This window comes from Methylobacterium sp. CM6257, assembly GCF_054611515.1.
This window is the reverse complement of record NZ_CM137735.1, coordinates 3,331,403-3,347,414: the sequence shown is the minus strand read 5'-3', so window position 1 is coordinate 3,347,414 and position 16,012 is coordinate 3,331,403. Positions and strand designations below refer to the sequence as shown.

The 16,012-nt window shown below is 65.6% G+C and carries 14 protein-coding genes and 3 pseudogenes; 7 read left to right on the top strand and 10 right to left on the bottom strand.

The features are described 5' to 3' along the window. Nucleotides 1-104: 104 nt before the first annotated feature. Nucleotides 105-347: a hypothetical protein gene (locus ACYCO6_RS16420; RefSeq protein WP_459772965.1), complete on the bottom strand. Its 243-nt coding sequence runs from the start codon at nucleotides 345-347 to the stop codon at nucleotides 105-107. Between the two features lie 1,264 nt (nucleotides 348-1,611). On the opposite strand from ACYCO6_RS16420, the gene ACYCO6_RS16415 reads away from it, so the two are divergent. Both ACYCO6_RS16415 and ACYCO6_RS16410 read left to right on the top strand, forming a co-directional pair. Beyond that, entirely contained in the window at nucleotides 1,612-2,328 is a 717-nt protein-coding gene (locus ACYCO6_RS16415; RefSeq protein WP_459772964.1) for a hypothetical protein, read from the top strand. Between the two features lie 365 nt (nucleotides 2,329-2,693). After that, nucleotides 2,694-2,843, top strand: coding sequence for a hypothetical protein (locus ACYCO6_RS16410; RefSeq protein ID WP_459772962.1), 150 nt, complete (start codon nucleotides 2,694-2,696; stop codon nucleotides 2,841-2,843). Nucleotides 2,844-3,024: 181 nt separating this feature from the next. On the opposite strand, the gene ACYCO6_RS16405 is transcribed toward ACYCO6_RS16410, so the two are convergent. The 4 genes and pseudogenes from ACYCO6_RS16405 to ACYCO6_RS16390 all read right to left on the bottom strand — a co-directional run bounded on the left by ACYCO6_RS16405 (nucleotide 3,025) and on the right by ACYCO6_RS16390 (nucleotide 6,346). Further along, on the bottom strand, nucleotides 3,025-3,480 hold the full coding sequence (locus ACYCO6_RS16405; protein ID WP_459772960.1) for a hypothetical protein: 456 nt from the start codon (nucleotides 3,478-3,480) through the stop codon (nucleotides 3,025-3,027). A 565-nt stretch (nucleotides 3,481-4,045) separates the two neighbouring features. Continuing rightward, nucleotides 4,046-4,222, bottom strand: a pseudogene (locus tag ACYCO6_RS16400) (MucR family transcriptional regulator); the annotation flags it as partial. 989 nt (nucleotides 4,223-5,211) lie between these two features. Further along, nucleotides 5,212-5,412, bottom strand: a complete 201-nt coding sequence (locus tag ACYCO6_RS16395) for a hypothetical protein (RefSeq protein ID WP_459772959.1) — start codon at nucleotides 5,410-5,412, stop codon at nucleotides 5,212-5,214. 637 nt (nucleotides 5,413-6,049) lie between these two features. Continuing rightward, complete coding sequence (locus ACYCO6_RS16390; RefSeq protein ID WP_459772957.1) at nucleotides 6,050-6,346, bottom strand: hypothetical protein; 297 nt, start codon at nucleotides 6,344-6,346, stop codon at nucleotides 6,050-6,052. 335 nt (nucleotides 6,347-6,681) lie between these two features. On the opposite strand from ACYCO6_RS16390, the gene ACYCO6_RS16385 reads away from it, so the two are divergent. Further along, entirely contained in the window at nucleotides 6,682-7,755 is a 1,074-nt protein-coding gene (locus ACYCO6_RS16385; RefSeq protein ID WP_459772955.1) for a tellurite resistance TerB family protein, read from the top strand. Nucleotides 7,756-8,283: 528 nt separating this feature from the next. Here ACYCO6_RS16385 and ACYCO6_RS16380 read toward each other — a convergent pair. After that, nucleotides 8,284-9,030, bottom strand: coding sequence for a transporter substrate-binding domain-containing protein (locus ACYCO6_RS16380; RefSeq protein ID WP_459772954.1), 747 nt, complete (start codon nucleotides 9,028-9,030; stop codon nucleotides 8,284-8,286). A gap of 1,260 nt (nucleotides 9,031-10,290) precedes the next feature. Here ACYCO6_RS16380 and ACYCO6_RS16375 point away from each other — a divergent pair. Both ACYCO6_RS16375 and ACYCO6_RS16370 read left to right on the top strand, forming a co-directional pair. Continuing rightward, nucleotides 10,291-10,845 (top strand): PAS domain-containing protein, encoded by a 555-nt coding sequence (locus ACYCO6_RS16375; protein WP_459772952.1) that lies wholly within the window; start codon nucleotides 10,291-10,293, stop codon nucleotides 10,843-10,845. A gap of 502 nt (nucleotides 10,846-11,347) precedes the next feature. Next, complete coding sequence (locus tag ACYCO6_RS16370) at nucleotides 11,348-11,626, top strand: hypothetical protein (protein WP_459772950.1); 279 nt, start codon at nucleotides 11,348-11,350, stop codon at nucleotides 11,624-11,626. 316 nt (nucleotides 11,627-11,942) lie between these two features. Here the strand turns inward: ACYCO6_RS16370 and ACYCO6_RS16365 are convergent, their stop codons facing one another. The 4 genes and pseudogenes from ACYCO6_RS16365 to ACYCO6_RS16350 all read right to left on the bottom strand — a co-directional run. Next, the gene (locus ACYCO6_RS16365; protein ID WP_459772948.1) at nucleotides 11,943-12,389 is read right to left on the bottom strand and encodes a response regulator; all 447 of its coding nucleotides are present in this window, start codon (nucleotides 12,387-12,389) and stop codon (nucleotides 11,943-11,945) included. Between the two features lie 2 nt (nucleotides 12,390-12,391). Next, on the bottom strand, nucleotides 12,392-13,195 hold the full coding sequence (locus tag ACYCO6_RS16360; protein WP_459773594.1) for a sensor histidine kinase: 804 nt from the start codon (nucleotides 13,193-13,195) through the stop codon (nucleotides 12,392-12,394). A gap of 6 nt (nucleotides 13,196-13,201) precedes the next feature. Next, a pseudogene (locus tag ACYCO6_RS16355) lies at nucleotides 13,202-13,603 on the bottom strand (PAS domain-containing protein); the annotation flags it as partial. Between the two features lie 13 nt (nucleotides 13,604-13,616). Continuing rightward, a pseudogene (locus ACYCO6_RS16350) lies at nucleotides 13,617-14,138 on the bottom strand (CHASE3 domain-containing protein); the annotation flags it as partial. A gap of 25 nt (nucleotides 14,139-14,163) precedes the next feature. Here ACYCO6_RS16350 and ACYCO6_RS16345 point away from each other — a divergent pair. Further along, nucleotides 14,164-15,237, top strand: coding sequence for a sensor histidine kinase (locus ACYCO6_RS16345; RefSeq protein WP_459772946.1), 1,074 nt, complete (start codon nucleotides 14,164-14,166; stop codon nucleotides 15,235-15,237). Then, nucleotides 15,234-15,614, top strand: a complete 381-nt coding sequence (locus ACYCO6_RS16340) for a response regulator (protein WP_459772945.1) — start codon at nucleotides 15,234-15,236, stop codon at nucleotides 15,612-15,614. Before ACYCO6_RS16345 ends, ACYCO6_RS16340 begins: the two co-directional genes overlap by 4 nt. Nucleotides 15,615-16,012 lie beyond the last annotated feature (398 nt).

The following is a 16,012-nucleotide window of genomic DNA, read 5'->3' as shown; positions in this document are numbered from 1 at the left end:
TGTCAAGCCGCGCGCGGCGTCTCGGCGTCCAAAGGTGGGCCACCCGCCACGCGCCGCCCTCCCAGCAAGGCTAACGGACGTTCCCGATCGCAGGAGCAATGCGATCAATCGTCGTCGTCATCGAGATCGCGCCGTCGTTCCTCACGGCGAATTGCGTCGTGACGTTCCTCCCGCATCTCCTCGCGCCGCTCCTCACGCCGGATCTCATCGCGCTCACGCTCACGCGGCGAGCGGGGATCAACCCGCACGCCTCCCGGGCCGACGTCGATGCTCTGCGCTGTGGCGGAGGCGATTGGGACAGTGGAAAGGCCAGTCGCGATCAGCGAAAAAGCGAGGATGTGCCTCATGGCAAGGTCCTCCGAAGTTTCAGCGGTAACGAGCCCTGACAGGCTCGTGTTCCGGCTGCCTGCTTCATGGCAGGTTCGGAGCAAAGGGTTGCGCGTCAGACTCTGGAAGATTTCAAGCCCCTCGGTCAGCGGCGGCCGAGGCGAGGTGGGAGGCACGTGTGAAGATCCGGGCCGGAGAGCGCGGCGAGATGCGCCACGTCCGGATTGAGTGGAGCGGACAGCCGAGCGGGCGGGTTTGGCGGGCGTCGCGGCCCACACCCTCCGGCACTCGTTCGCCTCAACAGCCGGCGACCGGGGCTACAGCGCCTCGATGATCGGGGCGATGCCCGGACACGCCGGACACGGGCCACGTCGCGCGGTACATCCATCATCGCGATGCCGTGCTGATCGCCGTCGCGGATCGGGTCGCAATGCAGATCGCAGGGGCGATGAGCGGCGCCGCGCGAAGCTGAGCCGTCAGAATATCGGGCGCGCAATCGCGCGCTTCCAATCTATGTCGAAATCAGCCACGGTTGCGGTCGTATGTGCGGGAGCCGGGCGAGCTGCGAGGATGCGGCCGCCCAGCGGCCTCAGTACCGTTCCGCTTAACTACGTAGCTACTGCGGAGCCTGCTGCAAAGTAGTACCTTGGCAGGAACGGAGTACCGCGCCAGCGGTTCTTGCCGCGATGACCAACCACGCGGTTCTTGCTGGGTCAATTCTCGCCGCCATGGCGCTCTGGGCGGCTGTCTACACCGCCCTGCTGCCGAAGCATGCGCCTGCTCTCCCGACCGCTGGCGCGGTGAACGCTGCCAGGGGCGTGCCGCCCGTAGACCTGGAGCAGCAGGCCCTTGGTCCGAGGCGCTGGGCCGACCTACCACGCGAAGACCCCAAGCCTTCCACCATCTCGCCGATGGGCGTTGACGGCCCTTCCGCGGCAGCGCTGCCGGACACCGGCCGACTTCCAGAGGCTCACCGGGCCAGCCGGCGCCGTGTCCATCATATCCGCAGGGCAGCCTTTCCGGACACCCCCGTTGAGCAGCGCGTCATTCGCGAACGAGCCTATGCCCCGCGTCCGGTCCGCGCTCGGGCGCGCTTCAGGCGCATGCAGGAGCCGATCCAATTCAGCTTGGCCACGCGGTCTTCGTCGTAATGACGCAGACAGTCATAGCTCTGCGGCAGGAATTGTTGGAACCGCATCGTGAGCCTCGCCGTATGAGCGGAGCGGTCCATATGGTTTGAGCGGCCTGCATCTGGGCCGAGTGGATCTCACTTGAGGAGGATCCATGCGTCTTCTCATCCGCGTCATCATGGCGGGCAGTCTGATCATGGCCGACGCCGCTCAGGCCGCTTCCCTGACCGAGGCACAGGCTGAAAGGCAGGCTGCCAGCCAGCGGGCGACGAGCTACCAAGCGCGCTTCAAGAACATGTTGGATCGCGACGAGAAGACCTGGCGGCGTCTCTCCGCCTCCATCTGCAGCGGATGTGGTTCGCCTCCGCCGCCCCTGGAGATTGCCAAAGCCACGCCTCTGTATCTGCGGACGCAACGCGCAGTGGCTGCAGGAACGCCGAGCCTGGAGACGACAACCTCGACGTCTGCCGCACAGCAACCTTCGACCCAGAGCGCTGCCCTTCAGGAGCATAGGGAAGGGCGCACCCGTGTGGCCCGGTCCACGCGCAGCTCTGTGCGCCTGACCGCTCGGGCCCGACGACACGCCCGGTACGCGCACCTGCGGATGATCCGGCACCAGAGGCGCTTGGCCCTTCTCCAAGCCCAGAAGAGGAAGCACGCCCTGCTCGCATCCCGGGCTCGCCATCATGCGCATCGGGTGAAGCTGGCTGCCCTGGGGTTCGGCGCACCTCAGCGCGAGGCGCCTCCTTCCGGCGAGCAGCGCCATCCTGTCCCGCTGCCGCCGCCGCGGCCGGACATGCTGTGTGCTGATGATCGCGGGCTCGTCACTGCCGGGGATGCATCGGCATCCGCATGCGTCAGCGCGCAGTGAGCGTCGTTTGAACCACCGTTCCCAGTTTGGTTGACGATAGCGGGCGAGGTTCACGGCTGGCCTTCGTGACCATCTGTCCCAGGATCAGCAGGCGAGACGCCGGCGCCGGCAGAGCGCAGGACCTGCACGAGGACGTTCAACCGCGCCATTGTGACCGCCAGCTCAAAGGGCGGGCGAAAGAGGGCTGCCTGAAGCCGCTCAGCACCGCAGCAGGTCGGCCCGCCCCCAGGGCTGCGACCGGCCCAGGGTCATAGAAGGCCCTGTGCAAAGCTCTCGAAAGAGAGTGTCGCAACCGACACCATGAAGGGACAGTCCAGCGCTGGCGATCCGGCCTCATGCACCGCGCGCGTCGAGAAACCCGCTCGATGACCACGGGTCCGGCGCACCAAGCGCTGTACTGCGAGACCGAGCGTCTCCTCGTAGGCTGCCCCTCCAGCGTCTCCTGCAGGCGCGTCAGCACACAGCTTGGCGAACTCGGCACGAAGATCGAGGTCGGGCATGGGCTCACCCCTTGAAGGCGCGAGCGCCAGGGAACCGCGACGTGGTTAACGAAAGGTTAAGCAGCCACGCGGGGCACCCGAAGCGTGAGCCCGAGCCATGCTGCTGCAGGCAGCGCGATCCGGTCTTGGCGCGAATCCGGCCGGGCGCAAGGATACCACCACCTTCCGCCGGCCGGGGTCGTCCGTCGGGTTCAGATCACTCTGCGGCGTCAGCGAACTTGGCACGGTTACGCAGCATCAGATCCACGCCGGCCGTGCCAACGCGCTCAATGAGCGCGTCCAAGATCGCTTCGGGGTCATCCGGCAATACCACAGTTGCCGGGTACGGCTCAGGCGCGGGGCTTCCAGCGCGCCTCCTCCCGAGATCAACAGCGGTCTCAGAAACGGCTGCCAACCGTTCCTCGGCTATGGCGCGAGCCGGCTGGGCAGGCTCGATCAATTGCGCAGGGCGAGGTTTCTGTCCGGTCTTGTGATCCGACGGCGCAAGGGCAGCGCGCAAGGCGAAAAACGCGGAAATCGCCAAGCCGTTAATAAATAGACCCCATCCATAACTCTCGATGGACTGTCCGTTGATCGGATGCCCGATATGGCCGATACCGATCTCGGCACCAAGCACTGCCAAAGCACCGAATATAATTGCAAAAACCAACATGGTTATATGGGAATACATCGTTGAGACGCCGCGTGATCCGTCTCAATCGCGTCCCGGCGCTTTCAGTTCCAAAGGCGAGCCTCGGCAGAGCGACAGCATCGAAGCCGCCGCGCGGCATGGGCTCGGGATGGCCCGTCGGGTGTGGCGCGAGCGCGGCGAGCGGCTGGGACGCGACTCCGATCCGCGCGCAACGCGGCGCGGCGGTCCGACTGGGCTCGGCAAGATCAGGATGCGGGCGGATCTTCCGGGCGTCCACGAGCATTTCCCGCGTACGTAAAATCGCGTTCCATACATGCGTCTATGCGGGTTTTCGCCCTCGCGCGAGGGCCCATGAGGCATGGAGCACCGACATGGCCGATGACGAACCCCGAACAGTCGCGGCGATCCTGGCTGACATCACGAGCTTGGACAGGGCCATCGCTCTCCACGAAGAGGGCCGCAGGATGGGCTATCCAGGGTCTGGAGAGCCCTTCGTCGCGAAGAGGATGCACGAGCGGCGTGCAGAGCTCCTTGAGGAGCTGGCACAGCACGAGCCACCAAGACCTCACCGGCGAAGAACTGCCGCTTAGGCGCAAGCGCCGCCGAACAGGTCGGGACGCCGTTCGTCTGGCAACCTGGCCCCCTGCTGGCCCAGCCCGATGGCCTTGGCGCCGGCGGAGCGCTGGGCGGCGTAGCTCGGAGCGATCATCCGGTAGTCGGGCGGCAGGCCGTAGCGCTCCGGGTTAGCTGCGGGGGTCGAGCCACTGCTGAACGTCCCGGTACATGGATCGCCTCCCGGCTGTCGAAGCCGCTCAGGCGCTGCGTTGTCCCGGCAAAATGCTTCTGGGGCCGACCATGCCGAGGCGGCGGCAACCCGCGCGAATCCGCCTCGGTCGTGGAAGGCACCTTCGGCCGGATGCACGAGCGGGCGCCGGAGAACGCGCAGAGCGCCATCACCGAGCAAACGGACGGCCTGTACGCACTGGCGCCGCGGAACACGCGGTCGGCGACGGTGCGAGCGTCTCGTCCCAAGAGACGGCGATGCGGCGGAAGCTCGACGCCAGCACACATGCATTTTGAACTCATTATGCCGCAGCCCAGAAAAACAAATCCGGACGAATGCCAACCCCTAGTTCTGACGATGTGGGGCGATACTCGTTGAACGCGCGCCCTCTTGGTGCATAGTATGACTTGGACTCGCTCGCCACCAAGCCCTGGTCGGTCGAGGCAACTCCGGTATAGGGGCGGTCTATGCTTGCATTCGCTTGCCTTTTCGCCACCGCAGCCGTTATCGGCTCACTCTTCGGTCTTGAGGCGATTGAGTACTCGCCCGGCGGCCATCACATTGCCCACTATGGCTGGGCCTTGTGCATCAACGCAGCGGCCATCAGCGCCTTACTGACGTTCAATCTCTATCAACGCCATCGGTCGAGAATTCACTGACCAATTTCTTCCAGCAGTGGAAGCAACATAGGCACTGACACGATCGGCGCTATCAATTGGTCGACCTCACGCGCATGTGAGACGACGTGCGATCACGGTCGGCTACGATCGCCGCGTTCAACCCTCCTAGGCTGAACAATCTTCAGCCCGCTCGGCACGCCGCCGCAGCGGGCTTTCTTGCGCGTGAGGGCGTAGCGCATCCCGGCAGGATGGCTGCTGGGGCGCGGGCGTCGAGGCGTGGCGAGTGAGCGTGAGCGTGAGCGAGGACCGCCCCGACTTCCGCGTCCCTTCCACGAGGCGGGGATGGAGTCAGGAGGCGTCTTCCTCGGAGCCATCCTCGTTGAAACCGTCGAAGCCCTTCAGCGGCACCCCGGTCCTGTACACATCGTACTTGCGACCGAGCGCGTCGAGTTGCTCTCCTTCTGCCTCCGTCACGAGGTCACGGTCTGCCTCGGTCACGACGCGGTGCAATCGCTCGCGGAAGGCCCAGTCGGGCTCGGGATCGCTCATGCTTCACCTACTGATAGATGCGGTTGCGAACCTCTCTCCGGGTCGGCAGACACGGTCAGGTCGGATCAGTGAGGATGCAGTCGACGATAGCGACGAACTCCCGCGCTGCCGAGGCGCGCTGCGTTCCGCCCTCAGGTCCGCCGATTGCCACGTCCCGAGCGGCATCTAAGGCTTCTGGGCTTGGCCGCTTGAGTGCCGTCAGGACAGCGCGAACGACGGCCTCGGCCATCTTGTCGAGGTCAGTCGCCGGGCCCCGCTGAAGCGGCCTGCGAACCGCTTCGCACAACCGCTTCATGTCGGGGCTCATGCTTCACCTCAGGACGATAACCGCACTGCCGGCACGGAGCCCCGCGGCCATAACCATGAGGGGGCATCCTCGAAGCCTGCGGCGTTGAGCACGCTCACAGATACCGCCGCTATGACGACATCGTAACAAATGCTCGGCAGGCCTCCTACTCGGCAGCAAAGCGCTCGTGCCCGACGCATCTGCCGTTTTAGTCTGCGATCTCTAGACGCCAAGGATCCAGCGTCCCTGCAATCCGGTAGATCTCGACCTTCGCCGCGATGTCATCGCGAGTGGACCGGCCGGACAGCGGGGAGTGCTCGAAGCCGCAGCCTCTTCCGTTGGCAGCCGGCCTCAGGAGCGCTTCGCCGCGTTGAGCGCCTGCGTCAGGTGGACCACGACATCATCGCCTTTGGGCGGAGGCTCGGACGCCTCGATCCGCTTGGCCACCTCCATCACGAGGTGCTCTACCGACGGCGGCCACGGGACATCGTTGTCCAAGAGCATCCGGGCAGCGCTGACGAGCATCCTGAATTGCTCCGGCGGGATCTTGGTACCAGCCTCGTGCTGTTCAAGGATGCGGTCGGCAATCGCCGCTGCCAGTCCAGCGACCTCGGCCAGCTTGCTGGGCTGATCGCCGGCAGCTGTCATTCCAGGCAGTCCTTCGCCTTCAGGGGCTCGGTGAGAGGCTGCACGAGCTGGCTCCCAGCGCTGTTCGATGAACACAATGCCCGCACGAAGTCTCCGGATCAATGCTGGCGGCCGATACGCGGCTCGGTCGGGATGTGCGTGAGCCGGGCGAGCCGCAATGAGCTGGCGGTCCGGCAAGCGCTGCGGAATGGGCAGGTACGCGGCTGCGAATCGCCTCTGCGGTCATCCACACCGGCGACAACCTGTCCCCGGTACGGACCTACCGTGTCGGCGATCTCGGACAGAGGTACCCGATCTCACGCGGATTCGCGGCTGTCCTCGTCGCCCTGGACGCGATGATCGTCGCGCATGACGCCATCAACATCGTCTCCGCCATCAGCGTCCTGCGGGTGTCTGCCGGACGCTCGGTGCCGGGCGTTCTACTGCATCGCTGTCGTCATCTCGGCGATGCTATTCGGCGCAAACCGCTCAAGCCGAGGTCCTGGTTTATCGGTTTCGCCCTCCAGCCGGTCCAACCGAGCGTTGATAGCCTCAATCCACTCCGCATTTGTGCAGGTGCTCAGGAGGGGTTCGAGGATCCCCGCGAGATCCTGGGCAAGCGCATCTCGGCTCATGCCACTGAGCGTGCCGCCGCCCTCTTCGAATGCCGCGGCGACGGCCCTCCCCATGGCAAGGGCCCGATCCGCTCCGGTCGGATCAACCGTCTCGCCGTCCTCCTGAGGCTGCTTCATCAGCATCTGCTCACCAGCACCAACTCACCGGGCGATGTGTGCTCCGTCCAGCAAACCCATGAACCGTTGTGGTGCCAAAACCGTTGCAGAATGGATTTCGTCCGGCAGGAGGCCACCGTGGCAGAAGCGAAGCAGATGGTCGACGCGCTGGTTCGCGATCGGCAGGGCGGCACCATCGCCGCGACAGCCGCTCTGGGCGGCGTCGCCTTGATCATCGGTCTGGCGTTGAAGGCGCTCCCAGGTCGTGCGCCTGCACCGACCTCGGCATCCCCCACTCCCGACGCGAGTCCGCCTGCAGCGCCCCGCACTCCGTTCGATCACGCCGAGATCAGCGAGGACGAGGCCCGAACCATGTTGCGGGCCATGGTTGCCGCCACGCTGGCAGATGGGCTCATGGATGCCGCGGAGCGGGAGCGGCTCTACAGCGCCCTTGCGGCTGCCAAGATCGGCGCCGCTGGCCGCGCCTGGCTGGACAAGGAACTGACCGAGCCGGCCGACGTCGATGAACTTGCCGCTGGGATAAACGGCCCGGAACAAGCCGCGCGCATCTATGCTGCGGCCCGGCTCGCGATCGACCCAGACACCTTGCAGGAGCGCGAGTTCCTCAAGATGCTTGCCGAGGCGCTCGACCTTCCGGATGAAGCCACAGATCGGCTCGAGCGCGAGCTTGACGGTTAGGGTTCGTCGTCGGCGGGTCCGCCGGGCGGTACAAGCGCTTTGTCTGTCCGGTCCGTGGCCGCCTCGGGCAACCTCTTCAAGGAGGCCGTGCCCCGGAGGGGACGCAAGATGGCCGGGGCGGATGGGTAATGGTCTTCCCGGAACTGCCCACCCGCTCGCGCATCGACCCAGGCCCCTAAGCGAGAAACCCTCCTGGCCCCGCCGGCACCGCCGCACAGGGCTTTTCTGTTCCCGGCGTCCCTCGAACGGGTGATGCGACTCAGTCCTCGGTGGAGCTATCCGAGAAGCCTTGAAGCCCCAATGACGCACTCAGCCCGCCTGGCCTCGCCGGCGCGGGCTTTTTCTTGCGCCGCAGCCCTCGCGCCGCAGCCGCCTCAGATAGTCTGTTCCAGGACGTGGCGCTTCGGAATAGGCGGCCGATGGTGGGGCGGATGGATGACAGCCTTCGGAGTAGCCCTGCTCGGTGGCGAGCATCAGTTCGTCCCGAGCCCCCTCTCGTCACATAGCTCTGCCCGGTTACCCAATAGGTTATGGCGCGACCGCATCGCCGCAGAAGCCGTGGGCGTCGAAAATCCTGCGGACGGTGCCCGTCCGCTTCGCTCCCTCCAGCCACGTCACGACGGAGGCGAGGGCGCCGGGCCGGCCCTTCGGTACAGCGACCGCGACCTGCGTCTGCTGAAAGCCGCCGCTGACGATCCGTGAGCCCGGGACATCCGAGACGACCGGCCGCAGCGTATCGCGCGAAAGGGCGAAGGCATCCGCCTGCCCGGCCCGCATGCGCTCGACCGCCTCGGCCACCGACGGGACGGCGATGGGCTGCGTCTGCTTCAGCGTCCGCGCAGAAGCCCGGAACGTCGTCGTGCCGTGGATCGCCAGGACCCGGATGCCGGGCCGATCCACCTGGGCCACATCGGTGATCCCCGATGCGCCGCTGGCAAGGTAGGTGCTCTCCAGATCGTAATACCCCGGCCCGAAGTCGATCACCTGCCGCCGGGTCGCGTCCACCGGCATGAAGCTCACATCGATCGCTTCGGCTTGGAGTGCCGAGGCCGCAGCCCCCGAGTTCGGGAACAGCGTGACGGCGAGCGGCAGCCCGACCGTCCGGGCCAAATCGGTACTGAGGTCGGCGGTGACGCCCGCGGGCTTCCCGTCAGCGGCTCGGCTGACGAAGATGAGACCGGCAGACGGCGCCTCGATCAGGCCGACCCGAAGCGTGCCGGTCGGGGCCAATTCGACCTTTATGGCCGCGTCTTGAGCGTGTCTGGAGAGCGTCATGCCAGTGAGAACAGCGGCCGCGGACAGAAACAAACGGGTGAGCAATTCGACCCGCCCGCTTCCGCAGTGCTTCTGCGGCAATCCCTCGACACTGGGCAAGCCGAACGGGGAGGGGGCTGCCGTCGCGCCCTGTCGGCGAGGGGGTCGGACGGTATCGGCCGCCATCTCCAGCCGCCGTCCGCCACGACCCTGCGGCGCGGGAAGCAGTATGTCATCAGGATCGCGGAGAGACGGCGCTCCGCAGCTGACCTGTTCGTTCCTGGGCCCCTGTCCAGCAGTGTCGAACGCCAATGTGGCATGACGGAAGCATGCCATCATGAGGCCGCCGAGACTCGCGCGTACGGCGAGCCGTAGACGGTCATATCTTTGGAACGGTCTCCCCGCTGTCGCCGTATCTGCGGTGATCAGCGCGCGCCGTGCGCGCGAAGGAGCCACCATGTTGAGCAAGTCCGCACTCGCCGTCGTTTCCGCTGCTGTCGCATTGGGGGCCGTCGCCGGCCCGACCGCCGCCTTGGCCGATCCGCCGTGGGCGCGTGGATACGGAGATCATCGCGGTGGACCGCCCGCGTGGGCCCCTGCACACGGCTGGCGACGCCATCACGAGTTCGGCGGGTACGATCGACCCTATCGGGGCTCACGCTTCTACGGTGAGCGCCGCATCGAGCGGTATCGCTACGGCTACTGACATGATCGGTGAGGAGGTCCGTGCTGCGCACCGGAGATTCGGAGCCGCGCTGGCGCCCGCTGCCGGGGCTCCTCACCAGGGGGAACAGCAGCCCTCGCGCGGGCTGCGCCATGCCGACCTCACGGCCGTGGAGGCATGTGAGGACAGGAGATTTGATCCCATCTGTCACCGGCATCACGCCCTCATGATCGGCCCACCTCGGCAGTCCGCGCCGGTGCAGTTAACGAACGTCCCGCTCCGCTAAAGTTGATTATACTCTCATATACAATTTTTAGTACGTGGTGCGCACGCTATCGAGTGCGCGTGGCGAAGCGCGAGGAGACACCCTTGTCGGAGAGTTCCCTTGAGCAGCCCGCCAAGTCGTGCACATCGCGTGACCGCATGATCAGACGCATCGCCGAAGCGCTCGGCCAGCCGGAGACGGCGTTCCTCGACGGGGGCGCTGCGGGGTCCGACCTCGCTGATCCGTGCGAGTTGTTGCGGATATGGGACAGCCTGACGGACCCCGCCGACCGCCAGAAGGTTCTGGCATTTGCGCGCTCCGTGGCTTCGGGACGCCCTCGGTCGGCTCAGTCATGATCTTCGTCACGAACCCGCTCGGCCGGGCGACCTTTGTTAGCCAGGAGTGGACGGAGTTTACCGGCCAGTCCCTGGAGGACGCCGTGGGCTTCGGCTGGGCTAGGGTCGTGCACCCGGACGACCGCGAGATCGCCCGAAAGACCGTCGCCGACGCCATCGCGGCGCAGAGCGCCTTCAACGTGCGCTACCGGATGCTCGCACCTGATGGCCGGACCATGTGGGTCGCCGCAGGCGCGGTCCCATCCTTCGGTCCGCCGGACCACACCTTCCTGGGCTTCCTCGGATCGATCACCCCGATCGCCGAAGCTCTCATCGCAGGCCTACGGGCCTCCGGTTCCCTCGGAAGCTTCGTGCCGCCATCGACGGCGTCGCCAACACCTCCAGGTTCTGCCCTGGAGGCAATGGCCGACCATCTGATTACGGCGCACGCGCTCGTCGGATCGACAGGCGCGGAGCGCCTGCGCCCGCTTGTCGAGCGGCTGCTGCACGAAGTCGGCGTCGAACTCGCTCGGGCCGAGCGGAGCAGCCGCCCTCAGGCAGTGTTTCACTGACGGACGTGGAACCGGCAGCACCTGCGGCAAGCGGTACTTCTGCCGGGTCATGGGCTGATTGTCGGCGATGGTCCGCCACGCGCAAATCCGCTCACGCTGCCAGCGACACGGGAGATCGCTTCAGTGCGTTCCAGCTCCACTGCCCGGGAGCGCTGGATTGTCCATGAGACGGTGGTCTCATCCCAGTCGAGGCGGCAGACGGCGCTCGTCCTCGAAATTGGGGAACACCCCACGTCGATGCCCGGCACGGAGCTTCTGGCGAGCAGCACGGCGTCGCTCTTCTTCGATGAGGCGCCACTCTGCCATCCCTAGGTTGAAACCGCCTGATCTGAACGAAGCGGCACGACGCGGTTCTGCCAAGCTGTCCTTGACGGAGCTGCCCGACCCGCTCGGATGCCGCTACGGCCTTCAGAGAGCGGTTGTGAGCCGCTTCGCTCTGCCGCGGACGTTGTTCCTGCCAACGGCCCCGATCTCGCTGTAGCACCTGATTGCGCTTCCGATCTTGCAAGCTACCAAGTTCCCGCGGGCCGTGGCGGTCGACGCGAAGCGGGAGGTGCGTGTGAAGATCCGGGTTGGAGAGCGCGGCGAGATGCGCCACGTCCGGGTTGAAGGCATCGAGCGCACGAAGGAGAATACCGTCTACGTCACCGGCCTCATAGGCTTCGGCCGCGCCGAACGCGTGGCCATCGAGATCGATGCCGACACCTTGGCCGAGATCGTGCGGGCAGCCCTCCAGGGCGGGCTTCGGCCAGAACTCAAGAGCGAGCCGGGTTCAGACTAGAGTGCTGATCCTGCGCCACCACGACGCGCGTCCTGTTGATGGGCACCCCTTCCGAAGGCACGAGCTCAGCGACGGTGCCGATTCGATCGTGCTCCTCAGGAGGCACCTCCGGAGCCTCTACCGCTCTCTGAGCCCGTGCCGGTGACGCCCAAGACCGTGCCGCGAGGGAGACCGAAGATCGACCGCAGAGTGGCCTACCGCGCGCTCCGCACGGCGAGCGGGGCTGCATTGTTCTTGCCGGAGATTTTGGAGTGACGGACTGGGCGCCCCAGTCATCGGAGACATCAGGCGCCACGCCGCGAGCCTGGTATGATCCTCAAAGAGCGATAGGCGCCACCTCGTTGTGGCGGAGCCAGTACGCGTTCACCTGCTCAACCAAGGTGTGCAGGGCCTGCGGCTGGCTCGGCTTCACGAGGAACGAGTTCGCCCCGAGGTCATAGGCTTGCTTGAGGTCCGCCTGCTCGCGCGATGAGGTGAGGATCACGATCGGGATGCGTCGCAGAGCTGGCTGCGCCTTCACCCATGACAGAACCTCAAAGCCGGAGCGGCGTGGCAGCTTGAGATCGAGCAGGATCACGATCGGCCGTATCCGCATCTCGGCGGACGAGATCACCGCGCTGAGCAGAGCCACAGCCTCATCGCCGTCATTGGCGAAACGGAGCGGCACGGTCGTGCCAAGCTTCCTGAAGGCACGAGCCAGGAAGTGCCGGTCGTCTGGATCGTCCTCGACAACGACGATCACGTCCTGAAGCGGTGCGACCATCCTCATTCCTCCTGCTCGACGGACTGCAACTCGATCCAGAAGCGGCTGCCCTGTCCAAGCTCAGACTCGACACCGCTTGAGCCGCCCATGCGGGCTATGGCACGGCGAACGATCGCCAACCCTATGCCGGTTCCCGGATAGGCTTCGATCCCGTGCAGGCGCTGAAACGGATCGAAGATCCGCTCCTGGTGCTCGGGAGCGATTCCGATGCCGTTGTCCTCGATCCAGACGCGCACGCGACCTGCGCCGCGCTGCGCATGGACCGAAACCGTTGGTCGGTCGCCCGGCCTGACGAACTTCACCGCATTCGTGATCAGGTTATTGAGCCCTTGCCGCAGGACGGCACGGTTGGCCTGCACCTCAGGCAGGGGCCGCTCCACACGCACCGCCGCCTCGGTGCTGATGAGCATGGGTTCAAGGTCGGTCAGCACCTGATCGAGCAGGGCTTCAAGCGACTCCGGCCTGACGCTGATCTCGTCCTTGGCCAGGCGGCTGTAGGCGAGGATGTCGGCGATGAGATCCTCCATCCGCGTGGCGGCGGCAGCGATCCGCTGCGTGTAGTGCCGCCCCTCAGGCGGCAGCCCGCTCCCGAAATCATCGACGAGCGCCTCCGCGTAGCCCTGCATGGTGCGCAATGGCGCGCGCAAATCGTGGGAGATGGAATACGCGAACGCGTCGAGTTCGCGGTTGACCTCGGCCAGGGCCTGCGTGCGATCCTCAACCCGGCGCTCCAAGTCGTTGTTGAGGGCGGCCAACGCATCCTGCGCCTGTCGCACCGGCGTGATGTCCTCGGCGAGGCCGACCACGTACTCGAACCGCCCGGTCTCGTCGTGCACGGGCCAACCCCGATCGCGTATCCACCGGAGTGCCCCGTCAGGCTGCACGATGCGGTAGGTCTCGTCGTAAGCCCCCTTCACCGCATTCTCGCCGTAGCTTCTGCGCACCCGCTCACGATCTTCGGGAACGATGGCTTCGAGCCAGAGCCGCGCATTCTTGTATAGCGCTGCTCGCGTAAGGCCCCAGATCCGTTCGAAGGCGGGATTGATGTAGAGGAGCGTGCTGGTACGGGGATCCGAGACCCAGAACGCCTCCTGGATGTTCGTTGCCAAGTTCCGGAAGCGTTCCTCGGCCTCGAACAGCCGGGTCTGCGCCCGCTTGCCGACCAGGGTAATCACGCCCAGGATGGCCGAGGCCAATGCGAGGGCACCGCTCATTCGCGGACCGCGCCTCCAAGATCTGGGAGCCCGCATCGCGGATCTCGTGGATCGAGGCGTCGATCTGCTCCATGAGTTGCTGACCGACATCGCTGCGGACCACCTGAAGCGCCGCGTTCTGGCTGCGCGCATGGAGTGCGACGGTATTGGCCAACTCGTCGAGCTTGCTCTCGACCAGGGCACGTAAGCTCGCGAGGCGCTGGACCTGTTGCGGACCTCGTATCGTCCGCTCTGCCGCCTCCAGATTGCTCCAGACCCGAGGAACCGCCTGTTCGTAGGTGGCCAAGTAGCGCTGCTCCCCGGTCAGCAAAAAACCACGCTGCCCGGTCTCTGCGGCCCTGACCGCCTCGTGAAGATCGGCGACCTGTTTCAGGACCATGTTGATGTGCGCGACCTCGACCCTGCTCGCATCCAGCCGCCAGAGGTTGAGGACGAGGACGCTGGCGCTCACGACGGTGAGCAGGAGCGCCACCACCAGGGCTGTTACCCCGAAGCCGGAGAGCCCGCCGCGCTTGTAACGGGTGATGCGCTCCATCTCAGATCGGTCGCGTTGCCATCAGGTGACCCTTCGCCTGAGAGTTGCGTATAGGAGGATCAAACGTTCGGAGGCCACGGTTTGCCCCAAGGAACTGTCCCCCTCACGTGCCGTGCCCATGCGAGTCATCGTAGCTGACGACGATCCAGATACCCGCGCTCTGAACATGCGGGCCATCGCGCAGGAACTGCCCGATCTGGACACCGTCGAGGTGGCAGATCCGGCCAGCCTTGAGCAGGCGCTCTCGGCCGCTCCTGATCTGCTGGTCACCGACTACGACCTCCGCTGGATCGACGGTTTCGCGTTGCTCACCCGCGTCCGCGGCAAACACCCGCACTGCCACGCGATCATGGTGACCGGGACGGGCAACGAGGATCTGGCGGTTCGCGCCATGAAGGCTGGGTTCGACGACTACATCGTGAAGGGCCGCCACCAGTCGAAGCGCCTGGGCCTCACGGCTCGTCTCGTGATCGAGCGCGGCCAAGCCCAGCGCGCGCTGTCGGAGAATCGAGATCTCGTCCTGGCTGAACTCTATCACCGGCTGCACAACAACCTTCAGATCGTCATCAGCCTGATCCGCCAGACCGAGAGGACGCTCAGGGATGTCGCGGACCGCCAGCAGCTTGCGGATCTCCGGCAGCGCATTCAGGCCCTCAGCAGCCTCCAGGAGCAATTCTACCGTTCGCCGGATTTCCGCCGCGTCGAGTTCGGAGCGTTCCTCGGCGAGTTGGCGGAGCGCCTGTCCGCGCTGACGCCTGTACCGATCACGCTTGTAACCGAAATCCAGGATCTGGCGTTGCCCGTGGACGTAGCTGTGCCATTTGGCTTGCTGGCGAACGAGATCATCACGAACGCGGTTCAGCACGCCTTCTCAGACGAGGCACCGGGAGGCAGAATGAGGGTGCGCTTGCAGCGCCAGGGAGGCCGCTGTGTCCTGACGGTAGAGGATGATGGCCGTGGGTTCGCGGGCGGCCTCAGATCGCAACCTGCCGGGATGGGACTGCACCTCGTCCAACGTTTAGCGCAGCAGATCGACGGGTCGGTCTGCATCCAGGACAACCACCCCGGCACACGGGTCAGCGTAGGAGTCGATCTGTGAGCCGCAGCCTGCGCGTCTTGATCGTTGAGGATGAGTATTTCGTCGCCAGCTACGTGGCTGATCTCATGGAGGAGTGGGGTCACGAGGTCGTGGCGGTGTGCCCGACCGCAGAAGCTGCCATTGAGCATCTGACACGGGGCGGCGTTGAAGTCGCGCTCCTCGACATCAAGCTCAGGGGCAGCCTCACGGGCGTGGATGTGGCTGGCGTGGCGCGCGCGCAAGGCGTTGCGCATGTCTTTCTATCTGGATCGGGCGATCCCGCCACACGTTCTGCCGCCGTGGCAACCGACCCCTTGGCCTTTCTCCAGAAGCCGGTCAACGAAAAGCAACTCAGGTCCATATTGAACGGGTTGCTTGTCGAGCCGCTGGAAACCTAGATCGTGTCACGGATAGCTTGACGGTTCAGGCAGACCCCGGAGGCGCATCATCCGGTCAATGGTCGATGTCATCACTGAGCGTGGCATTGCCGGTACGATGCAGCGCCGCGTCGCGGCGGCTGCCGATGTCCCACCCGGCTCCATGACCGACCAGTGATCATGGAGGGCTGGATGGAGAAAATCCGTGCCGCGCTCGGGCGGCACTTCGAGCCGAATACAGACAAAGGCTCTGGACGCGATGATCGAGGGGCTCACCATCCACTGATCCGTCGACCCGCAGCCTGCTAACCGGCCGCAGGTTCGCGCGATCGTCAAACAACTGGTCCTGTCGCGAGACCCGCCGTCCGGGACCTCAATGTGGCGCGAGAATAGCACACCGTGACGTGAGAGCGCGCTAA